Source organism: Eggerthella sp. BIOML-A4, from assembly GCF_009875575.1.
GTDB classification, from domain to species: Bacteria; Actinomycetota; Coriobacteriia; order Coriobacteriales; family Eggerthellaceae; genus Eggerthella; species Eggerthella lenta.
In genome coordinates this window covers 13,964-31,855 of record NZ_WWRX01000009.1, presented here as the reverse complement: position 1 = coordinate 31,855, position 17,892 = coordinate 13,964, and the positions used below count along the sequence as shown (strand labels likewise).

Genomic DNA, 17,892 nt, shown 5'->3' with positions numbered 1-17,892 from the left:
CAGCGAGGCCGCTTCGTCGCCCCCGCCCTGCCCCCCGTTCTTTCCCGCACCCCCTTCCCTTCGACATGCTGTTTTGTTTCGAATCGTTTAAATAAGCGCAACCATCGCAATTCGGTCTTTATAATGAGCCTAGTATGAATACACGTGAATGGAGGTCCGCCAAGATGAGTTACGTCGATAACGTCATCGAGCAGGTCAAGGAAAAGAACCCGAACGAGCCGGAGTTCATCCAGGCCGTCACCGAGGTGCTCACATCCCTGAAGCCGGTCATCGAGTCCAACCCCGCCTACGAGAAGGCCGGACTGCTCGAGCGCATCGTCGAGCCGGAGCGCGCGATCATGTTCCGCGTGCCCTGGGTGGACGACGAGGGCAACGTGCACGTGAACCGCGGCTACCGCGTGCAGTTCAACAGCTGCCTCGGGCCCTACAAGGGCGGCCTGCGCCTGCATCCGTCGGTGAACCTCGGCATCATCAAGTTCCTGGGCTTCGAGCAGATCTTCAAGAACAGCCTGACCACGCTGCCCATGGGCGGCGGCAAGGGCGGCTGCGACTTCGACCCCAAGGGCAAGTCCGACATGGAGATCATGCGCTTCTGCCAGAGCTTCATGACCGAGCTGTTCCGCCACATCGGCGCCGACACCGACGTGCCGGCCGGCGACATCGGCACGGGCGCGCGCGAGGTGGGCTTCATGTTCGGCCAGTACAAGCGCATCAAGAACGTGTGGGAAGGCGTGCTCACGGGCAAGGGCCTGTCCTACGGCGGCTCGCTGGCCCGCACCGAGGCCACCGGCTACGGCCTGATCTACTTCGTGCAGGAGTACCTGAACTGCCATGACGACAGCTTCGAGGGCAAGACCGTGGCCGTGTCCGGCTCGGGCAACGTGGCCATCTACGCCACGCAGAAGGCCCAGCAGCTGGGCGCGAAGGTGGTCACCATGTCGGACTCCACCGGCTGGATCCACGACCCGGCGGGCATCGACCTCGACCTCGTGAAGCAGATCAAGGAAGTGGAGCGCGGCCGCATCTCCGAGTACGCCGCGCGCAAGGAAGGCGTCGAGTACCACGAGGGTCGCGGCGTGTGGAGCGTGCCCGTGGACATCGCCCTGCCCTGCGCCACGCAGAACGAGCTGCTGATCGAGGATGCGAAGCAGCTCGTGGCCAACGGCTGCAAGATCGTGGCCGAGGGCGCGAACATGCCCACGACGATGGACGCCACCGACTACCTGATGGACAACGGCGTGGTGTTCTGCCCGGGCAAGGCGGCGAACGCAGGCGGCGTGGCCACCTCCGGCCTGGAGATGTCCCAGAACTCCGAGCGCCTGTCCTGGACGTTCGAGGAAGTGGACAGCAAGCTGCAGGGCATCATGAAGAACATCTACCATGCGGCCGACGACGCGGCCAAGGAGTACGGCCACGAGGGCAACTACGTCATGGGCGCCAACATCGCGGGCTTCAAGAAGCTCGCCGACGCCATGATGGCCCAGGGCATCGTGTAGTCGCGGCAGCCCGGAAAGCATCGCGCGAGGAAACGGGTCTCGTCCTCAGGACGGGGCCCGTTCTTTTTGCCATGCAATGCGCAGGACGAACTCGGCCGTCGCCCGCTTACCGACCGGGCCGATCGCGCTCCAGCAGCGACACCGTACGTTCGACGAGCGCGACGGGATCGTCGACGTCCTCCGGGAAGCGCACGGCGGCCGAGCGAACCGCGCAGAACGCCTTCTTGCCGTCGATGCGCACCTTCCACAGCAACGCCAGCTCGAGAGCGCGCATGAGATCGACGAGCGAACCACGATCGACGTAATCGCGGATGACGATCGCGAAGCAGCCCGCGCTCACGCGCGCAGCCACGTGTTGAACCTGGATCACCTCGTCGATCTCGCCTTTCACGCTTTCCAGATACGAACGGCGAGCCTCCGGTCCCAACGACAGCGCCGCATGCTCGAAACCGTCCACCATAAGACAGACGATCGTCAACGGAACGGCCTCATCACGGCAGGCGGAGCGTTCGAGCTCGTCGACGAACGCGCGATAGGCGAGCAACCCCGTCTCGTCGTCGCGACGCACGGCTTCGGCATGAAACCGACGCGCACGTCGAAGGGCGAGCAAGGCGAAGGCCAGTCCGAAGATCAGCGCCTCGACCACGATCACGCCCACGGCCAGGAAGATGGACCATTCCCGGGGAATCCAACCCTGCTCGGGCATAATGGACAGCGTCCATTGCGTGGGCATGTTGAACGTCGACTTCGCCGCATGGGAGAAATCGTGCGAGCCACCCGAAGCGGCGATCACGTCCTTGCTGCCATCCTGAGGGCTGACCGACCATAGCTCGTACAGATACCCCGCTTCCTCAAGGGAGGCGAAGTCGAGCTGTTCGAGCACGTAAGACTCCTTGACGCCCACCACCGCCTCGCCGTAGTACGAACCGCCCACGTTCACCGGTCTGACGAACAGGAAGACGTTCTCGCCGCTCGACAGCTCGACCGAACTCTCCACCACGAAGCCGTCGGTCCACTTGGCCAGCGTGTACACGTACGAGAACGAGGCGAGATCGTCGCCGACGGTATCCCCGAACTCCTCCTCGGGATAGGCGTAGGCCATCGTGTCGCCGCGCACGTAGGCGACGTAGGACACTTCCTCGCGCTCGAGCAGCTCGCCCGCCACGCGAGGGAACCAGGCTTCGTCGTCCGGATCGACCTCGAAGGCGGCCGCGAGGTCGTCGACCGGGCTCACTTCGTCGTAGAGTTTCGTAACCATGGCCTGCTGGAAATAGTTCAGCAGATTCAGGGCGTCGCGCTGGCGCATAGCGCCCATCTCTCCGTAGACGAAGGCGCCCAAAGAGCCTACCAGCGCAACGACGATCAACGCGAACCCGGCGAAGCCGATCGCGGTCGCCACATTGCGGCGTCTCACTGCGCATCCTCTTCGCCGAACACGAAATACCCTTCCTTACCATGCTGCTTGACGCGATACAGAGCGCTATCCGCCTGCCCCAAAAGCGCATCGGCGTCGGAAACCCGATCCCACACGGCCGCGCCGATGCTGCAATGCACCGAGACCACCGCGTCTCCCACCTGGATGTCCACATGAAGGTCGCCCGCCATCTCGTCGAGCACGGCGCGCAGCTCGCCTTCGTCGTCGATGTCGGTCATGAGCATCACGAACTCGTCGCCGCCGTAACGTCCCACCATGCCATCGTAGCGCCGCTCGTAGCCGCGCAGGGCGTAGCCGATGGATTTCAAAGCCGCGTCGCCGGTCGCATGGCCGTACGTGTCGTTGATCGTCTTGAAGTCGTCGAGGTCGATGAAGCACAGGACGTACAGGGATCCGCCGTCCCGCGCGTTCTCGAGCGCACTCGCCAGCTTGCTGGAGAACACCGAGCGCGTGACGGTGCCGGTCAGCCCGTCGGACAGGCCCGACGAGGTGAGCTCGAGGATGTCGGCGATGTCGGCTTCAGCCGATCGCCCATCGTCGTACACTTTCCTCTGCAGCTCCTCGACGGACTTCTCAAGCATGCGGGCGTTTTCCATTTGACACATGAAATCGCGACGAAGCAACAGGAACACACACGCGACGATCGCCAAACCGGCGGCGATCAGCGGAGCGAACGCGGCCATGACCTTGGTGTACGCGTCCCAGAAGCTCGTCACGCATACGGCGTCCCATGCGGTATCGGCGATAGGAACGGCCGTGTAGTATCGTACATCCAATCCGTCTACGGTCCAGAAGGACACCGGGTTGAGCGCCATCAGCTCCCGCTCCACGACATCGGCGGTCATACCGAACGCGATGCTGCTGCGAAGCGGGTCGAGGAACATGTCGTCGTACACGAAACCCGACGTGGCCGACATCGTCTGGCCCCGGCTTCCGATGAGCACCGATCCCACATCGGGGCCGACGGCGCTCTCGGCGAGGATGCGCACCATATCGTCGAAGTACAGCGAGACGAACAACGATCCCGTCATCTCCCCGCCGTCGAAGAGGGGCGCGAGCACGACGTAGTTGAGCGTCACGCCGTCGGCGCCGGCCGCGAAGCTGTCGGTGACCAAGCTCTGACCCGTGGAATAGCATTTCTGCATGAAATCGCGGCTGGCGAGGCTCGCCGAACCGGTCACGTCCCACACGTTCATCTCGTCATCGACGTAGCATAGCAGGAAGTAGCCGAAATGCTCGTTCACCTGGTCGAGCATCGTCACTTTGTCCATGACCCGGACGGAGCGATCGTACAGCGTCGGCTGCTCGGCCAACGATTCCAGCAGCTTGAAAGACTCCGCGACGCTCGACTCGATGCGCGCCTTGGCGTTCGTCAGCGATACGTCGGCCTGATCGCGCATATCCCGCACGGCCAGAACCGCGCCCATCACGGCGGATGCGATAAGCAGCGCCAACGCGAGCGCGACTCCGTACAAGGCCATGCGCCGGAACGAGAACCGCGTTGTTCTCAGGTTTTTGCCTGCTGTTTTCGCCATTACGTCGTCTTTCTCATGCGCGCCGATGGTGGCATCATAACATACGCCCTCTTCTTCGAGGCATGAGCGAAGATCGGAATGCCCGCTCCGCCGGGATTATTCGAAAGCGCATCGTCCAAGCGAGACCGTCCGCATTCGGAAATCTCGGCCGGTTCGCGCCGAGGAAGCCCATCTGGCTGTATCCCAAAACGCACGGAGGCCCCGGCGATCGCCGGGGCCTCCGAATCATGCGCATCGTGCAAGCGAAGCTCTTAGAACATCCCCTGGAGCATGATGAACAACGGGGCGAACGTCAGAGAGACGATGGTCATGAGGTTGATGAGGATGTTCATGGACGGGCCGGAGGTATCCTTGAACGGATCGCCCACGGTATCGCCCACGACAGCCGCCTTGTGGGCCTCGGAGCCCTTGCCGCCATGATGACCCTGCTCGATGTACTTCTTCGCGTTGTCCCACGCGCCGCCGGCGTTGGACATGAAGATGGCCATGAGCATGCCGGTGGCGACGGCGCCCGCAAGGAAGCCGCCCAGCATGGCAGGATTGAAGCAGCCGATGGCGACCGGCACCACGATGGCGAGGCAGCCCGGAAGCATCATCTCGCGCAGGGCGGAAGAGGTGGAGATGGCCACGCACTTGTCGTACTCGGGCTCGGCCTTGTACTCCATGATGCCCTTGATCTCGCGGAACTGGCGGCGCACTTCCTCGACCATGGCATGGGCCGCACGGGACACGGCGCCCATGGTGAGTGCCGCGAACATGAACGGCATCATGGCGCCGATGAAGATACCGGCCACGATCAGCGGGTCGGTGAGCGTCAGCGCGAAGTCGGGGATGGAATGGTGCATCGTGGCCTGGTAGGACACGAACAGCGAGATGGCCGACAGGCCCGCGGACGCGATGGCGAAGCCCTTCGCGATGGCGGCCGTCGTGTTGCCCACGGCGTCGAGGGCGTCGGTGCGGTCGCGCACCTCTTCGGGCAGGCCCGCCATCTCGGCGATGCCGCCCGCGTTGTCGGCAACGGGGCCGTACGCGTCCACGCCGATGGTGATGGCGGTGTTGGAGAGCATGCCGGTGGCGGCCAGGCCGACGCCGAACAGGCCCACGGCGATGCCGCCGTCGGCAGCGGCGTTCGGGAACGCCATGTTGCCGAAGGTGTACGCGCCGATGATGGCGAGCGCCACCAGCACGATGGGAGCGATGGTGGACAGCATGCCCGTGCCGATGCCCTCGATGATGACCGTGGCGGCGCCGGTGTCGGCGGCTTCGGCGATCTTGTGGACCGGCTTGTACTTGTCGGAGCAGAAGTACTCGGTGATCTTGCCGATGGCAAGGCCGGCGATCAAGCCGCACAGCACCGAGCCGAACAGCCACAGCGGCTGAGCCTCGACCGACTGGGAATTCCAGACGGCGAACAGGCAGAAGATCACGACGATCTCGATGCCGGCCGCCACGTAGGTGCCGCGGTTGAGCGCCTTGTGCAACGCGGCGCCTTCCTTGGCGCGCACGGCGAACAGGCCGATGATGGACGTGATGATGCCGCAGCCCGCGATAAGGAGCGGAGTCACGAGAGCCCAAACCAAGTCGCCCGTGGCGAAATAACCGCCCAGCGCGCCGAACGTGGCCGCCAGGATGGTGGGAGCCAGGATGGAGCCGGTGTAGGACTCGAACAGGTCGGCGCCCATGCCCGCGACGTCGCCCACGTTGTCGCCCACGTTGTCGGCGATGGTGGCCGGGTTACGCGGGTCGTCCTCCGGAATGCCCGCTTCGACCTTGCCCACGAGGTCGGCTCCCACGTCGGCCGCCTTCGTGTAGATGCCGCCGCCCACACGGGCGAACAGAGCCACAGCCGAAGCACCGGTGGCGAAGCCCTCCACCATGCCGATGTTCTCATGCATCTGCGCGACTTCGACGATGTCGATGCCGAACACCAGCAAGAGCAGCCACAGCGACAGGCCCAGCAGCGCGAACGAAGCAACGCACAGGCCCATGGTCAGACCGGACTTGAAGCTGACGTTCAGAGCCTTGGCAACCGACTGCTCGGCGGCATGCGCCGTGCGCGTGTTGGCGCGCGTGGCGACGTGCATACCGGCGTAGCCCGCGGCAGCCGACATCACGCCGCCCGTGGCGAACGCGAGCGCCGTGATGGGCGACAGGGCGACCGCCATGATGATGCCGACGACCACCATGAAGATGACGAGCAGCTTGTACTCGCTCATGAGGAACGCCTTGGCGCCCTGCTGGATCTTGATGGAGATGCTGTTCATCTTGTCCGGACCCGGATCCTGCTTCAGAACCCAGGAACCGAGGTAGGCCGCCATGCAAATGCCGATCAGGGCACACACGGGAGCCATCCATGCGACTGCAGTAGTCACGTGTCTCCTCCTTTTTCCGTTCCAATACAATAGTGCGACCTTTTCGCCGGGCATTCTAAGCGGGAAAGTCGCACGCAACTGCACTATTGTATGATATTTGCAGATAATGTGAAGTCGAAATCACGGTTTTTTGTCAGTTGGGTCGAATCGCCCGGTCAGCGCCTAGAACTTTTACAACCGTCGGCGGATCGGACTGCGCGATCGAGCCCAAACCGCTATCATGCACTTCTTACCCTTGTTTACGAACACGTTACGATTGCATATATAGGAGTATCTATGACCGTACGTCGGCGCCTCGAAACGGCGCTCGCATCGGCCGCTGCGCTTCTTTCCAACCTGCGCGCTCGCCTGTCCCCCGCGCCCTGCGACCTCGTCGGTGCGGTTCTGTGCGCCTTAGCGGCGCTGTTCCTGATTCTGTACGCTGCCAGCGGCTTCTCCGACGCGCCCTGGTTCGCCGTGGCGGGCGCTGCGGCCGTGCTGCTGGGCTGCGGCTGCGCGCTGCTGCTGCGCGGCCGGCGCTCCCAGCGGGCCTTGGAGCGCTGGCGCCTTGCCCGCCCCATCGTGCTGCTGCTAGCGGTTCCCATAGGATTCTACCTTCTGGAACGTCCCTGGAACGATCAGCTGCTCGCCATGGATCCGTTCTACGCCGCGGTGAACCTGTGCGTTCTGGGCGCGCTGTTCGCCATCGTGTACGCGGCCGGGCAGCGCACCCGCGGCGCCGTCGTCGCATTCTTGGCCGCCTGCCTCCTCGCCGGTACGGCGAACCACTTCGTCATCCTGTTCAAGGGCCAGCCCATCGTGCCCGCCGACGTGTTCGCCCTGTCGACGGCGGCCTCGGTGGGCGCGGGCTACACGTTCGCGCTCGACGCGCGCTTGCTGGCGGCCGTCTCCGTGTTCGCGATCGCCTCGACGGCCATCGCCTTCCTGCCGAAGGTGGCGGCCACTCCGCGTCGCGCGGTGGCGAACGGCGCGTGCGCTTTAGCGCTGGCAAGCTGCTTCGGCTGGTGGATAGGAACGTACGACATCGAGGAAGCCTATGCCTGCACGGTGGATGTATGGGGCGTGAAGGAGTCGTACGCCGAGCAGGGATCGACGTTGTGCTTCCTCAAACGCGTGCAGGATCTGAGCCCTGCACGCCCCGAAGGATACGATGCCGATGCCGTTTCGGACCTGCTGCGCTCGCTCTCAGACGATAGCGCGAGCATGCCGGACGGCGCCGAAGCCCCTACCGTCATCGCGATCATGAACGAGACGTTCTCCGACCTCTCGCGCTACCCGGGCTTGGCCGGCACCGACGCGCGTCCCGCCCATTACTACGATATCGCGGCCGAGGCGCTCGAAGCGGGCGACGCATACGCGTCGGCGCTCGGCGGGGGCACGTGCAACAGCGAGTTCGAGTTCCTCACGGGATCGAGCATGGGGCACCTCGGCGGCGGCGTGTACCCCTACGTGCTGTACGACCTTGACGGAACGGAGAGCCTCGTGTCGTACTTCTCGTCGCTCGGATACGCCACCCATGCCGTGCACCCCGCCGAGAGCACGAACTGGCGTCGCGACCGCGTGTACGAGCAGCTGGGCTTCGACGAGTTCGCAGACCAGCGGGCGTTCGCGAACGCCGACACGCTGCGCGGGCTCACCACCGACCGCGCCACCTACGACTACGTGCTCGACCTGCTGGAAGCCGACGAGGGCCCGCAGTTCGTGTTCGACGTGACGCTGCAGAACCACGGCGGCTACGACGTAGGAGGCCTGTCCGACGAGCTTGCGGTGAGCGTGCCCTTAGGCGACGGCAGCAGGTCGTCGGAGCTGGACGAGTACGCCAGCGTCATACGCCAGGCGGATCGCGACCTCGCCTACCTCGTGGATCGGCTGAACGCTCTCGACCGCCCCGTGGTGCTATGCTTTTTCGGCGACCACCAGCCGGGCTTCAGCGATTGGCTGTTCGAGGCGACCCACGACGGAGCTGCAGCAGACGACCTGGGGCTCGAGGCCGTGCAGGAGCGCTACACGGTGCCATACCTCATCTGGGCGAACGACGCAGCCCGCGCGCAAGGCGCACACGAGCCTCAGGGCGTCGCGCACGAGCGCACGAGCCTTAACTACCTGGGGTCGAGGCTCGTCGAGGCCGCAGGCCTGCCCACGACGAGCTATCAGCGCTTCCTGCTGGCCATGCGCGAAGCCGTCCCCGCCATCAATCTGAACGGATTCCTCACGGCCGACGGCATTTGGCACGGATTCGGCAACGAGGAGGCGGCGGGCGTGCTCGACGCGCTGCAAGCGTACGCAACCGTCCAGTACGACAACCTCTTCAACAAGGACTCGGCCTGGGCGGTGAAGTAAAGGGCTACAGGTTCTCGCGCACCCAGGCTATGTTGCCCTTCACGGTGGCTATCAACTCGTCCAGATCGTCGAACTTTCTCATAGGGCGCAGCCAATAGAGAAATTCCACCTTGACGGGCTTGCCGTAGAGATCGCCCGAGAAGTCCAGCAGATGCACCTCGCAGGTGGCGGTGGCACGGTCGGCGAACGTGGCGGCCACGCCCACGTTCACAGCGGCTTTGTAGCGCACGCCGTCGACGTGCGCATAGGCGGCGTACACGCCGTCGCCCAGCGGCCGCATCTGATCGGGCACGACGAGGTTCGCGGTACGGAAGCCCATATCGGCTCCTTCCCCGCGACCCGGCTCCACGACGCCGGTCATGAAGTACGGACGTCCCAGCAGACGGTTCGCCTCTTCAACGTCCCCGCCGGCCAACAGCAGGCGGATGCGCGTGGCCGTAATGGGCGCGCCGTCGTCGCTCTTCAGGTCGTGCGCCTGCACGCTGGTGCCGCCCACGGCCGCCCACGAGTCGAGATCGCGCACCGTACCCGCCGCCCGCGCGCCGAACTTGAAGTCGTAGCCCACGTGCAGGAAAGACGGAACGGTGCCGTCAAAGGTCTGCACGAGGAACTCCTCGGGAGACGAGGCGGCGAAATCGCGGGTGAACGGCAGCACCGCGACGACGTCGACGCCGCTGTCCGCGAGCATGCGCACGCGCTCCTCGTTCGTCATGAGCTTCTTGAGCCGCGTTGGATGGAACACCTCGTCCGGATCGATGTCGAACGTCAGCGCCACGCTGGCGCCGCCGGTTTCGGCCGCGGTGGAGCGGGCGCAGTCCAGCAGGTAGCGATGCCCCCGGTGCACGCCGTCGAACACGCCGAACGCGCACGACGTGCCCTTGAAGAACCCATGGTCGAACGATGCGTCGACCTTATATATCTCTGCCACGAGACACCCCCGTTTGAAACACGCAGCGCGTCTCGAACCGAGCGCGCCCCTCGTCGTACGCGTACAGCGCGACGAGCTTGTTGTCGGTCAGCACGGCCACGAGCTCGCCGTCGCGCGGCGGCTCGCAGCTTTCGCGCACGCCCGCGGTGCAGGCGCACATCTCGATGGCGGACGTCGTCCTCCTGCGCTCGAACAGCGGAAGCTCCGCAGCCGGAAGCTGCGCCCCGTTCGCCACCTTCTTCGCCAGATCGCCCTGCGCATAGGAGAACCGCACGCCCAGCAGGCGCACCGGATCGAGCGCAGCGCGGTCCTTGAGGTCGGCCAAGGTCTCCAGGCTCACGCACTCTTCAAGCGTGAGCAGCCCCAGCTCGGTGCGCTCGAGCGCGGCCACGTGCGCCGGGCATCCCAGCGCCACGCCCGCGTCGCGCGCGAGCGAGCGGATGTAGGTGCCCTTCGACACCTCGAACGACACGTCCCACGAGGGAAGCTCTTCCCCGTCCCCTTCGTGCACACCTAGCAACCGCGCGTCGTACACCTCGATGTCGCGCGGCGCGAGGTCGATGATGTTGCCGGCGCGCGCGGCCTCGTAGGACTTTTTCCCGTTCACCTTGATGGCCGAGTACGCCGGCGGCATCTGCTTGCGTCTGCCCACGAGGCTCGCCACGAATGCGGCAGCGAACTCCGGATCCAGCACGCGGTCGGGCACCTCGCCCGTGCGCACCACCGTTCCAGCGGCGTCGTCGGTGTCGGTGCCCGCACCGAACGCGATGGACACGCGATAGCGTTTGTCGTGCCCGGTCAGATACGCGCCCAGACGCGTCGCCGGACCCACGCAGATGGGAAGCACGCCGGTAGCCATCGGATCGAGCGTACCCGTGTGCCCGACGCGACGTTCTCCGAAGATGGAGCGACAGCGGTTCACCACGTCATGGGAGCTCATGCCGGCAGGCTTGTTCACCCCGACGACCAGCGACAGCCCCGATAGCCCCCGTTTCACGCGCGGCACGCCCCCTCCTCATCCGAGGCGAACGTCGCGGCAAGCGCCTCGTCGACCAAACGACGGGCTTCGTCGAGGGTGCAGGAAAGCGTGAACCCAGCCGCCGCCACATGCCCTCCCCCGCCGAACGAGCGCGCGACGGCCGCCACGTCGGTGTCGTCCTTGGCGCGCAGGCTGCCGCGCACCACGTCGCCCTGCTCGCGCAGCATGCAGGCCACGCGCACGCCCGCCACCGAGCGCAGCGCGTCGATGATGGGCTCGGCGTCCGCCTTGACCGCGCCCGTTGCCTCGAAGTCGTCACAGGAAAGCCAGCTCAACGCATAGGCTCCGCCCGCGCCGAACGTCATGCGCTCGACAGCTATGCCCTCGAGCCGCACGGACGGCAGCGTCCGGTTCTGGAAGATGGCGCGCGACACCGACGCCGGGTCGGCGCCCGCCTCCACCATCTCGGATGCAGCGCGCATGGCAGCCGCATCGGTGTTCTGGTACTGGAAGCGCCCCGTGTCGGTGACGAGGCCCGTGTAGCAGCACTGCGCCACGTCGCCGGCGCGTTCCGCGCCCAACAGGCCCGCGAGCTCCCACACGAGCATCGTGGTGGAGGCGGCGTCGGGATCGACGTATACGAGGTCGGTCATAGTGGAGTCCACCGCATGGTGGTCGACCGTAACCGTCAGATCGCAGCCCTCGAGCAGCGCGGCGGCCGCCTCTCCGATGCGTTCGCGAGTAGGGACGTCCACCGCGACGAACGTGCGGGCGATGCCGTCGAACGAAGCCGCCGGAACCAGCTCGGCCGCGCCCGGCAGGAAGCCAAGACGCTCGTCGATGGGCTCGTCTTTCGCGAGCAAGCAGGTCACGCGCTTGCCAAGACCCTTGAGCGCCGCCGCCAAACCGAGCTGGGAGCCCAGGCAGTCGCCGTCAGGGCTCACATGCCCGCAGATGATGAAATCGTCGCGCGACCTCAGCGCTTCGGCTATCGCGCCGAGGTCGGTGTTCGTCTGGGGCGTGACCGCCATGGAGCCTCCCTATTCGCCTTCGGATGCCTGCTGAGCCTGCGCCTCGCGGTCGGCCATGATATCGGCGTCGGCCGGCACGTCGCTGTCGGTGGGAGCCGCCACCTTGTTGCGCGCCGCGTCGCGCTCCAGGGCCGACGCGATGCGCTCGGCCTCGTCCACGCTCTTGTCCAGCAAGAAGCGCAGCTCGGGCGCGATGCGCCACGACAGCTTCCGCGCCATGAGCGAGCGGATACGGCCGGACGCCTTCTGGAACGCCGCCGCCACGTCCTCGTAGCGATCGGGCTCAGTGGTGTAGAACACGTTGCACACGCTGCGGTCGTAGCTGACCTCGCATCCGGTGATGGTGACCAACTCCAGACGGGGATCGGATATCTCGAACAGCAGGATTCCCGCGATAACCTCGCGCGCCTGCTCGTTGACCTTGCGGTTCGATGAACTCTGTTTCATGATGCGTCTCCTTACCGATAAAGGCGAACCTTGCAGGTGGAACAAAGGGCTTCTAGCTAACCGAGTGACCTCGGCAGCCGCCGATCAGCCCCGAAGTTCAGCATATCGCGAGGCGATTTCCCCGAAAAGCGCAACGCCGCCACGGTAACCACAAGGTTGCCATAGCGGCGTTGCGGGGTGGTGCCCACTAAGCGAGTTCCGCACGAGCCGGACAGCCCTGCGGGCTGTCCGAGCGAGCAGGACTGTCTGAGCGACTGGGCATTACCCCGCGACGCCGCGGCGCAGGTTCATCTTCTTACTCGGTGCGCTCGACTTCCTTCACGGTGTAACCTTCGATGTGGTCGCCGATCTTGAGGTCCTGGAACTTCTCGATGCCGATGCCGCACTCGTAGCCCTGCTTCACGGACTTCACATCGTCCTTGAAGCGGCGCAGCGATTCCATGACGCCCTCGAAGATGATGGTGCCGTCGCGGACAATGCGCACCTTGTCGTCGCGATGGATCTCGCCTTCCACGATGTAGCAGCCGGCGATCGTACCCACCTTCGGCACCTTGAACGTCTCGCGCACCTCGGCGATGCCGGTGTCCTCCTCCACGATGTCGGGGGACAGCAGACCCACGCGAGCCGCGTTGATCTCCTCGATGGCCTGGTAGATGATCCTGTACAGACGGATGTCCACCTTCTCCTTCTCGGCCTGCTGCTTCGACTTGCCCGTGGGGCGCACGTTGAAGCCGATGATGATGGCGTCGGAGGCCGATGCCAGCGTGACGTCGGTCTCGGTGATGCCGCCCACGGCCGAGTGCACGATGTTGATGCGCACCTCGGACTGGTCCATCTTCTCGAACGCGTCGCGCAGCGCTTCGATGGAGCCCTGCACGTCGGCCTTCACGATGAGGTTCAGGTCGGTCTGCTTGCCCTCCTCGATGCGGTTGAACAGGTCGTCCAGGCTCATGTGGCTCTTGGATTCCTGCTCGGCCAGGCGGGCGCGCAACGCGCGTTCCTCGGCCAGCTTGCGGGCGTCGCGCTCGTCCTCGAACACGCGGAACTCGTCGCCCGCGGTGGGCACGCTGTTCAGGCCCAAGATCTCCACCGGATCGGCGGGACCGGCCGAATCGACGTGCTTGCCATGCGGATCCACCAGCGCGCGGACACGGCCGTACGAGGTGCCGGCCACCACGACGTCGCCCGGGTGCAGCGTGCCGCGCTGCACGAGCACGGTGGCCACGGGACCGCGACCCTTGTCGAGGTTCGCCTCGATGACGAAGCCGGAGGCCTCGGCGTCGGGGTTGGCCTTGAGCTCCAGCACGTCGGCCTGGAGGATGATCGTCTCCAGCACGTCGTCGATGTGCAGGCGCTGCTTGGCCGACACCTCCACGAACATGTTGGTGCCGCCCCACTCCTCGGGAATGACGCCGTATTCCACCAGCTCCTGGCGCACGCGGTCGGGGTTCGCGCCCGGCTTGTCGATCTTGTTGACGGCCACCACGATGGGCACCTCGGCCGCCTTCGCGTGGTTGATGGCCTCGATGGTCTGCGGCATGACGCCGTCGTCGGCGGCCACCACCAGCACGATGACGTCGGTGACCTGGGCGCCGCGGGCGCGCATGGCCGTGAACGCCTCGTGGCCCGGCGTGTCGATGAACGTGATCTGCTTGCCGTCGATCTCCACCACCGACGCGCCGATGTGCTGGGTGATGCCGCCGGCCTCGCTGGCCACGACGCCCGTGTCGCGGATGGCGTCCAGAAGCGACGTCTTGCCGTGGTCGACATGGCCCATGACGGTGACCACGGGCGGGCGGGGCTTGAGGTCCTCGTCCTTGTCGTGGTACACCACCGCGTACTCCTCCTCCGGAGACACGACGCGCACCTTGCGGCCCATGTCGTCGGCGATGAGCTCGACCAGCTCGTCGCTCATGGACTGCGTCAGGGTGAGCACCTGGCCCAGCATGAACAGGCGCTTGATGATGTCGTTGGGCTGCACGCCCAGGATCTCGGCGAATTTCGCCACCGTGGCTCCCTGGGGGATCTCCACGACGGAATCGTCGAGCACCAGCGTGGGATCGAGGCCCTTCTCGATGGCCTCCAGCTCCATGCGCTCGCGGTTCTCGGCCTCGCGCTTCTCCTTGCGCTTCTTACGGCGGCCTTCGCCCTCATGCGTGGACGCGGCGGCGACGGCGGCACGAGCCTCTGCCAGCACCTTGTCGCGCTGCAGCTTCTCGGCCTGCACGGCCATCTGCGCGTAGCGGTCCTCGGGCTGGGCTGCCTGCTGCTCGAGCTCGGGCACGATCTGCTCGACGTGCCCGCCCCGCTTGCCCTTCTTGGCCGGACGCTCGGGCTTGGAGCCCTTGCGCGCGGCGTCGCGGGCGGCGGGAGCAGCCTGCTTCTGCGCCTCGATGCGCTGCTTCTCGGCCTCGATCTGCGACAGCAGCGAGTCGAACGCAGGCTTCTTGGCGCCCAGCACCGGCGCGGGCCTCTTCGGCGTCGACGCGCTCGAAGCGCTCTTGGAGCCCTTCGCGTTGCGGTTGCGCAGCGCCTCTTCCACCGCCTGCTTCTTGGCCACCTCTGCAGCCATCTTGGCCTGGCGGGCGCGGGCGCGGGCCTCGGCGGCCTCGCGGGCCACGCGTTCCTTCTCGCTCTCGATCTGGCTCGCCAGGCTCTCGAACGGCGAGGAAACGGGCGCCTTCTTCGGGCCGCCTTCTCCGTCGGCGCCCTGCGCGCGCCCGTCGTCGGACGAGCCTTCGGCTCGCTGGGCGCGCTCGGCCTCGCGGGCGGCGCGCTCCTGCTCCACCGCTTCGCGACGGGCGCGCTCCTCCTCGGCCTTTTTGCGCTCGGCCTCGGCGCGCTCTTCGGCCAGCTTCCTGGCCTCCTCGTCCTCCAACTGCCCGGCGCGCTGCTTGATCTCAGGCTCCAGGTTCTTGCGGATCTTGTCGACGTAGGCGTCCGCGAGCATGCTCGCATGGCTCTTCGCGGGGATCTTCATCTGCTGCAGCTTGTCGAGCAGCTCTTTGCTCGACATATCGAATTCCTTCGCCAACTCATGTACTCGCATGCTGGCCATATACCACTCCTCTACTTCTGTCTCGCTTCGCGCGCAGCCGAAGCGACGTCGGCGGCGATCCTGTCGTACTCATCGCTGCCGAGCGTCGCCTTGAGCGCCCGGTCGAGCTTTTTCTTCTTGCATGCGGCGGCGAAGCACTCCTCGGAGCAGACGTACGCCCCCCTGCCCGGCGCACGGCCGGTCTTGTCGAACGACACGGCGCCGGACGGGTCGCGCACGATGCGCATGAGCTCGGCCTTGCCGGCCAGCTTCCCGCATGCGATGCAGCTGCGCTGGCGCACCGTCCTCGTCGTCGTCATTCCTGGCCGCCCTCTCTCGCTACCCTTGCCTTATGCTTCGTCGAGGTCGGCGTGCACGCCGCAATAGCGGCTGCCCGGACGGGCATGGTTGCGGCAGCGCACCCCGTCCTCGCCCACGTAGGCGCACAGACCGGCTTCGTCGTCCGCGGCCTCGTCCTCGTCGATCAGCATGTTGTCCATCGGAGCCAGCGACTCGCCCGTGAAGCTGGCGCTCTTGATATCGATATGCCAGCCGGTCAGGCGCGCAGCCAGACGGGCGTTCTGGCCCTCCTTGCCGATGGCCAGCGACAGCTGGTCGTCGGGCACCACGACGGTGGCGTAGTGGTTGTCCTCGTCGATGACGACGCGGGTCACCTTCGCAGGCGACAGCGCGTTGGCCACGTACACCGCCGGATCCTCCGCCCACTGGATCACGTCGACGCGCTCGTTGCGCAGCTCTTCCACCACCATGCGAACGCGGCTGCCCTTCGGGCCGACGCAGGCGCCCACGGGATCGAGGTTCGCCTCGCGCGACGCCACGGCGATCTTGGAGCGGGCGCCGGGCTCGCGGGCGATGGACTTGATCTCCACCATGCCGTCGTAGATCTCCGGCACCTCGATCTCGAACAGGCGGCGGATGAGGTCCGGATGCGTGCGCGACACCACGATGGCCGGGCGCGCCTGCTCGCCGCGCATCTTCGGCGCGTCGGAGTTCGGGTCGCGCACTTCGATGATGAGCACCTTGAGGCGCTGGTTGTGGCGGTAGTGCTCGTTGCTCGGACGCTCGTTGCGCTCGTTGGGGTTGCGCTTCACGTCGTAATGGGGCAGCTCGGCCTCCACGCCGTCGCGAATCTTGATGATGGTGAAGTCCGGCGTGCCCTGCAGCACCGTGCCCGTCACGAGGTCGCCCACGCGGTCCGAGAACTCTTCGTAGATGGACTGACGGCCGGCTTCGCGCACGATGGACGCGATGACGCCCTTGGCGTTCTGCGCGGCGATGCGGCTGACATCGTCGGGGGTGACGTCGCGCTCCTCGAACTCGCTGTACTCGCCGGTCTCCTCGTCGGGCTCGCCCACCGGCACCAGCTCGTACACGTAGATGTGGCCCGTCTGGCGGTCGATGGTCACGCGGGCGTCCCACTCGAGATCGAGGATGTGCTGGTAGCTCTTGGCGAGCGATGCCTCGAGGCGTTCGATGAGGTAGAACTCGTCGATCTTGCGCTCATGCGCCAGCGCCTGCAACGCCTCAATCAGTTCTGAACTTGCCACGTCTTCGCTTCCTTTCCTCAGATGCTCGTCTGCGAGCCGAAATCGATCGTGCCCTTCAGATGGGCGCGTTTGATGGTGTCCATAGGGATGCGCGCCTCGGCGCCGTCCACGTCGAGCACGACCACGTCGCCCTCCACCGATGCGATGGCGCCGGTCCAGCTGCCGCGACCGTCCACGGGCTGCGTCTTGAGCACCGCCGTATCGCCGACGAACCGCGCGAAGTGCTCCGCGGTGCGCAGCGGCCGGTCGATGCCGGGCGACGACACTTCCAGCGTGTACGCCCCGGGGAACGGGTCGAGCTCGTCCATGAGGTCGTTGATCCACGCCTGCGCGGAGGACAGCTCGTCGAAGCTCACGCCGTCGGGCGTGTCTATGTACACGCGAATCGTCGGGGCCTTCTTCGCGCCCGCGACCTCCACCGTGACGATCTCGACGCCCTCCTGCTCCGCCCGGGGAGCTAACGCGTCGAGCAGCTGCTGTTCCTTCTTGCTGAGCACGCGCCTCCTCCTTCCCGTTTGGTTTCGCTTCGCCGCCCCATGCTCTCACGCCGCGGAGCGGCGAGCCCTTACAAACAAAGAAAGCGGGAACAAGCCCACTTTCTCGTGTGTCGAAAGTATGGTGCGCGAAAACGCGCTTGCTTCTTTGTCGTGCCGTGTATTTATACCATATCGGCAACGCTTTGCCTAGGCCGCTCACCAGGCAGCGCGCAAGTTCACCACATTTT

13 protein-coding genes are annotated in these 17,892 nt (G+C 65.8%); 2 read left to right on the top strand and 11 right to left on the bottom strand.

The features are described from left to right. Positions 1-164: 164 nt before the first annotated feature. Positions 165-1,496: an NADP-specific glutamate dehydrogenase gene (gene gdhA, locus GT613_RS10360; protein ID WP_114550447.1), complete on the top strand. Its 1,332-nt coding sequence runs from the start codon at positions 165-167 to the stop codon at positions 1,494-1,496. A 106-nt stretch (positions 1,497-1,602) separates the two neighbouring features. Here gdhA and GT613_RS10355 read toward each other — a convergent pair whose 3' ends face one another. The 3 genes from GT613_RS10355 to GT613_RS10345 form a co-directional block, all read right to left on the bottom strand. Beyond that, positions 1,603-2,910 carry a GGDEF domain-containing protein gene (locus tag GT613_RS10355; protein WP_161172613.1) on the bottom strand — a complete coding sequence of 436 codons (1,308 nt, stop codon included), beginning with the start codon at positions 2,908-2,910 and terminating at the stop codon, positions 1,603-1,605. Continuing rightward, complete coding sequence (locus tag GT613_RS10350; protein WP_161172612.1) at positions 2,907-4,466, bottom strand: GGDEF domain-containing protein; 1,560 nt, start codon at positions 4,464-4,466, stop codon at positions 2,907-2,909. Before GT613_RS10350 ends, GT613_RS10355 begins: the two co-directional genes overlap by 4 nt. 251 nt (positions 4,467-4,717) lie before the next feature. Further along, positions 4,718-6,817, bottom strand: coding sequence for a sodium-translocating pyrophosphatase (locus GT613_RS10345; protein WP_156996366.1), 2,100 nt, complete (start codon positions 6,815-6,817; stop codon positions 4,718-4,720). 297 nt (positions 6,818-7,114) lie between these two features. On the opposite strand from GT613_RS10345, the gene GT613_RS10340 reads away from it, so the two are divergent. Further along, the gene (locus GT613_RS10340; RefSeq protein WP_015760797.1) at positions 7,115-9,178 is read left to right on the top strand and encodes an LTA synthase family protein; all 2,064 of its coding nucleotides are present in this window, start codon (positions 7,115-7,117) and stop codon (positions 9,176-9,178) included. 4 nt (positions 9,179-9,182) lie between these two features. On the opposite strand, the gene ribF is transcribed toward GT613_RS10340, so the two are convergent. The 8 genes from ribF to rimP all read right to left on the bottom strand — a co-directional run bounded on the left by ribF (position 9,183) and on the right by rimP (position 17,665). Continuing rightward, positions 9,183-10,106, bottom strand: coding sequence for a riboflavin biosynthesis protein RibF (gene ribF / locus GT613_RS10335; RefSeq protein ID WP_009609234.1), 924 nt, complete (start codon positions 10,104-10,106; stop codon positions 9,183-9,185). Next, positions 10,090-11,112, bottom strand: a complete 1,023-nt coding sequence (gene truB, locus GT613_RS10330; protein ID WP_009609231.1) for a tRNA pseudouridine(55) synthase TruB — start codon at positions 11,110-11,112, stop codon at positions 10,090-10,092. Before truB ends, ribF begins: the two co-directional genes overlap by 17 nt. Beyond that, positions 11,100-12,116, bottom strand: coding sequence for a bifunctional oligoribonuclease/PAP phosphatase NrnA (locus tag GT613_RS10325; RefSeq protein WP_009307205.1), 1,017 nt, complete (start codon positions 12,114-12,116; stop codon positions 11,100-11,102). Before GT613_RS10325 ends, truB begins: the two co-directional genes overlap by 13 nt. Positions 12,117-12,125: 9 nt before the next feature. Next, a complete protein-coding gene (rbfA, locus tag GT613_RS10320; protein WP_009307206.1) occupies positions 12,126-12,563 on the bottom strand; it encodes a 30S ribosome-binding factor RbfA in 438 nt (145 codons plus the stop codon). Positions 12,564-12,858: 295 nt separating this feature from the next. After that, positions 12,859-15,621 carry a translation initiation factor IF-2 gene (gene infB, locus GT613_RS10310; RefSeq protein WP_009609275.1) on the bottom strand — a complete coding sequence of 921 codons (2,763 nt, stop codon included), beginning with the start codon at positions 15,619-15,621 and terminating at the stop codon, positions 12,859-12,861. A gap of 11 nt (positions 15,622-15,632) precedes the next feature. Next, complete coding sequence (gene rnpM, locus GT613_RS10305; RefSeq protein ID WP_009307208.1) at positions 15,633-15,920, bottom strand: RNase P modulator RnpM; 288 nt, start codon at positions 15,918-15,920, stop codon at positions 15,633-15,635. A 30-nt stretch (positions 15,921-15,950) separates the two neighbouring features. Next, positions 15,951-17,168: a transcription termination factor NusA gene (gene nusA / locus GT613_RS10300; protein ID WP_009307209.1), complete on the bottom strand. Its 1,218-nt coding sequence runs from the start codon at positions 17,166-17,168 to the stop codon at positions 15,951-15,953. A 17-nt stretch (positions 17,169-17,185) separates the two neighbouring features. Continuing rightward, the gene (rimP, locus tag GT613_RS10295) at positions 17,186-17,665 is read right to left on the bottom strand and encodes a ribosome maturation factor RimP (protein WP_009609237.1); all 480 of its coding nucleotides are present in this window, start codon (positions 17,663-17,665) and stop codon (positions 17,186-17,188) included. Positions 17,666-17,892: the final 227 nt, after the last annotated feature.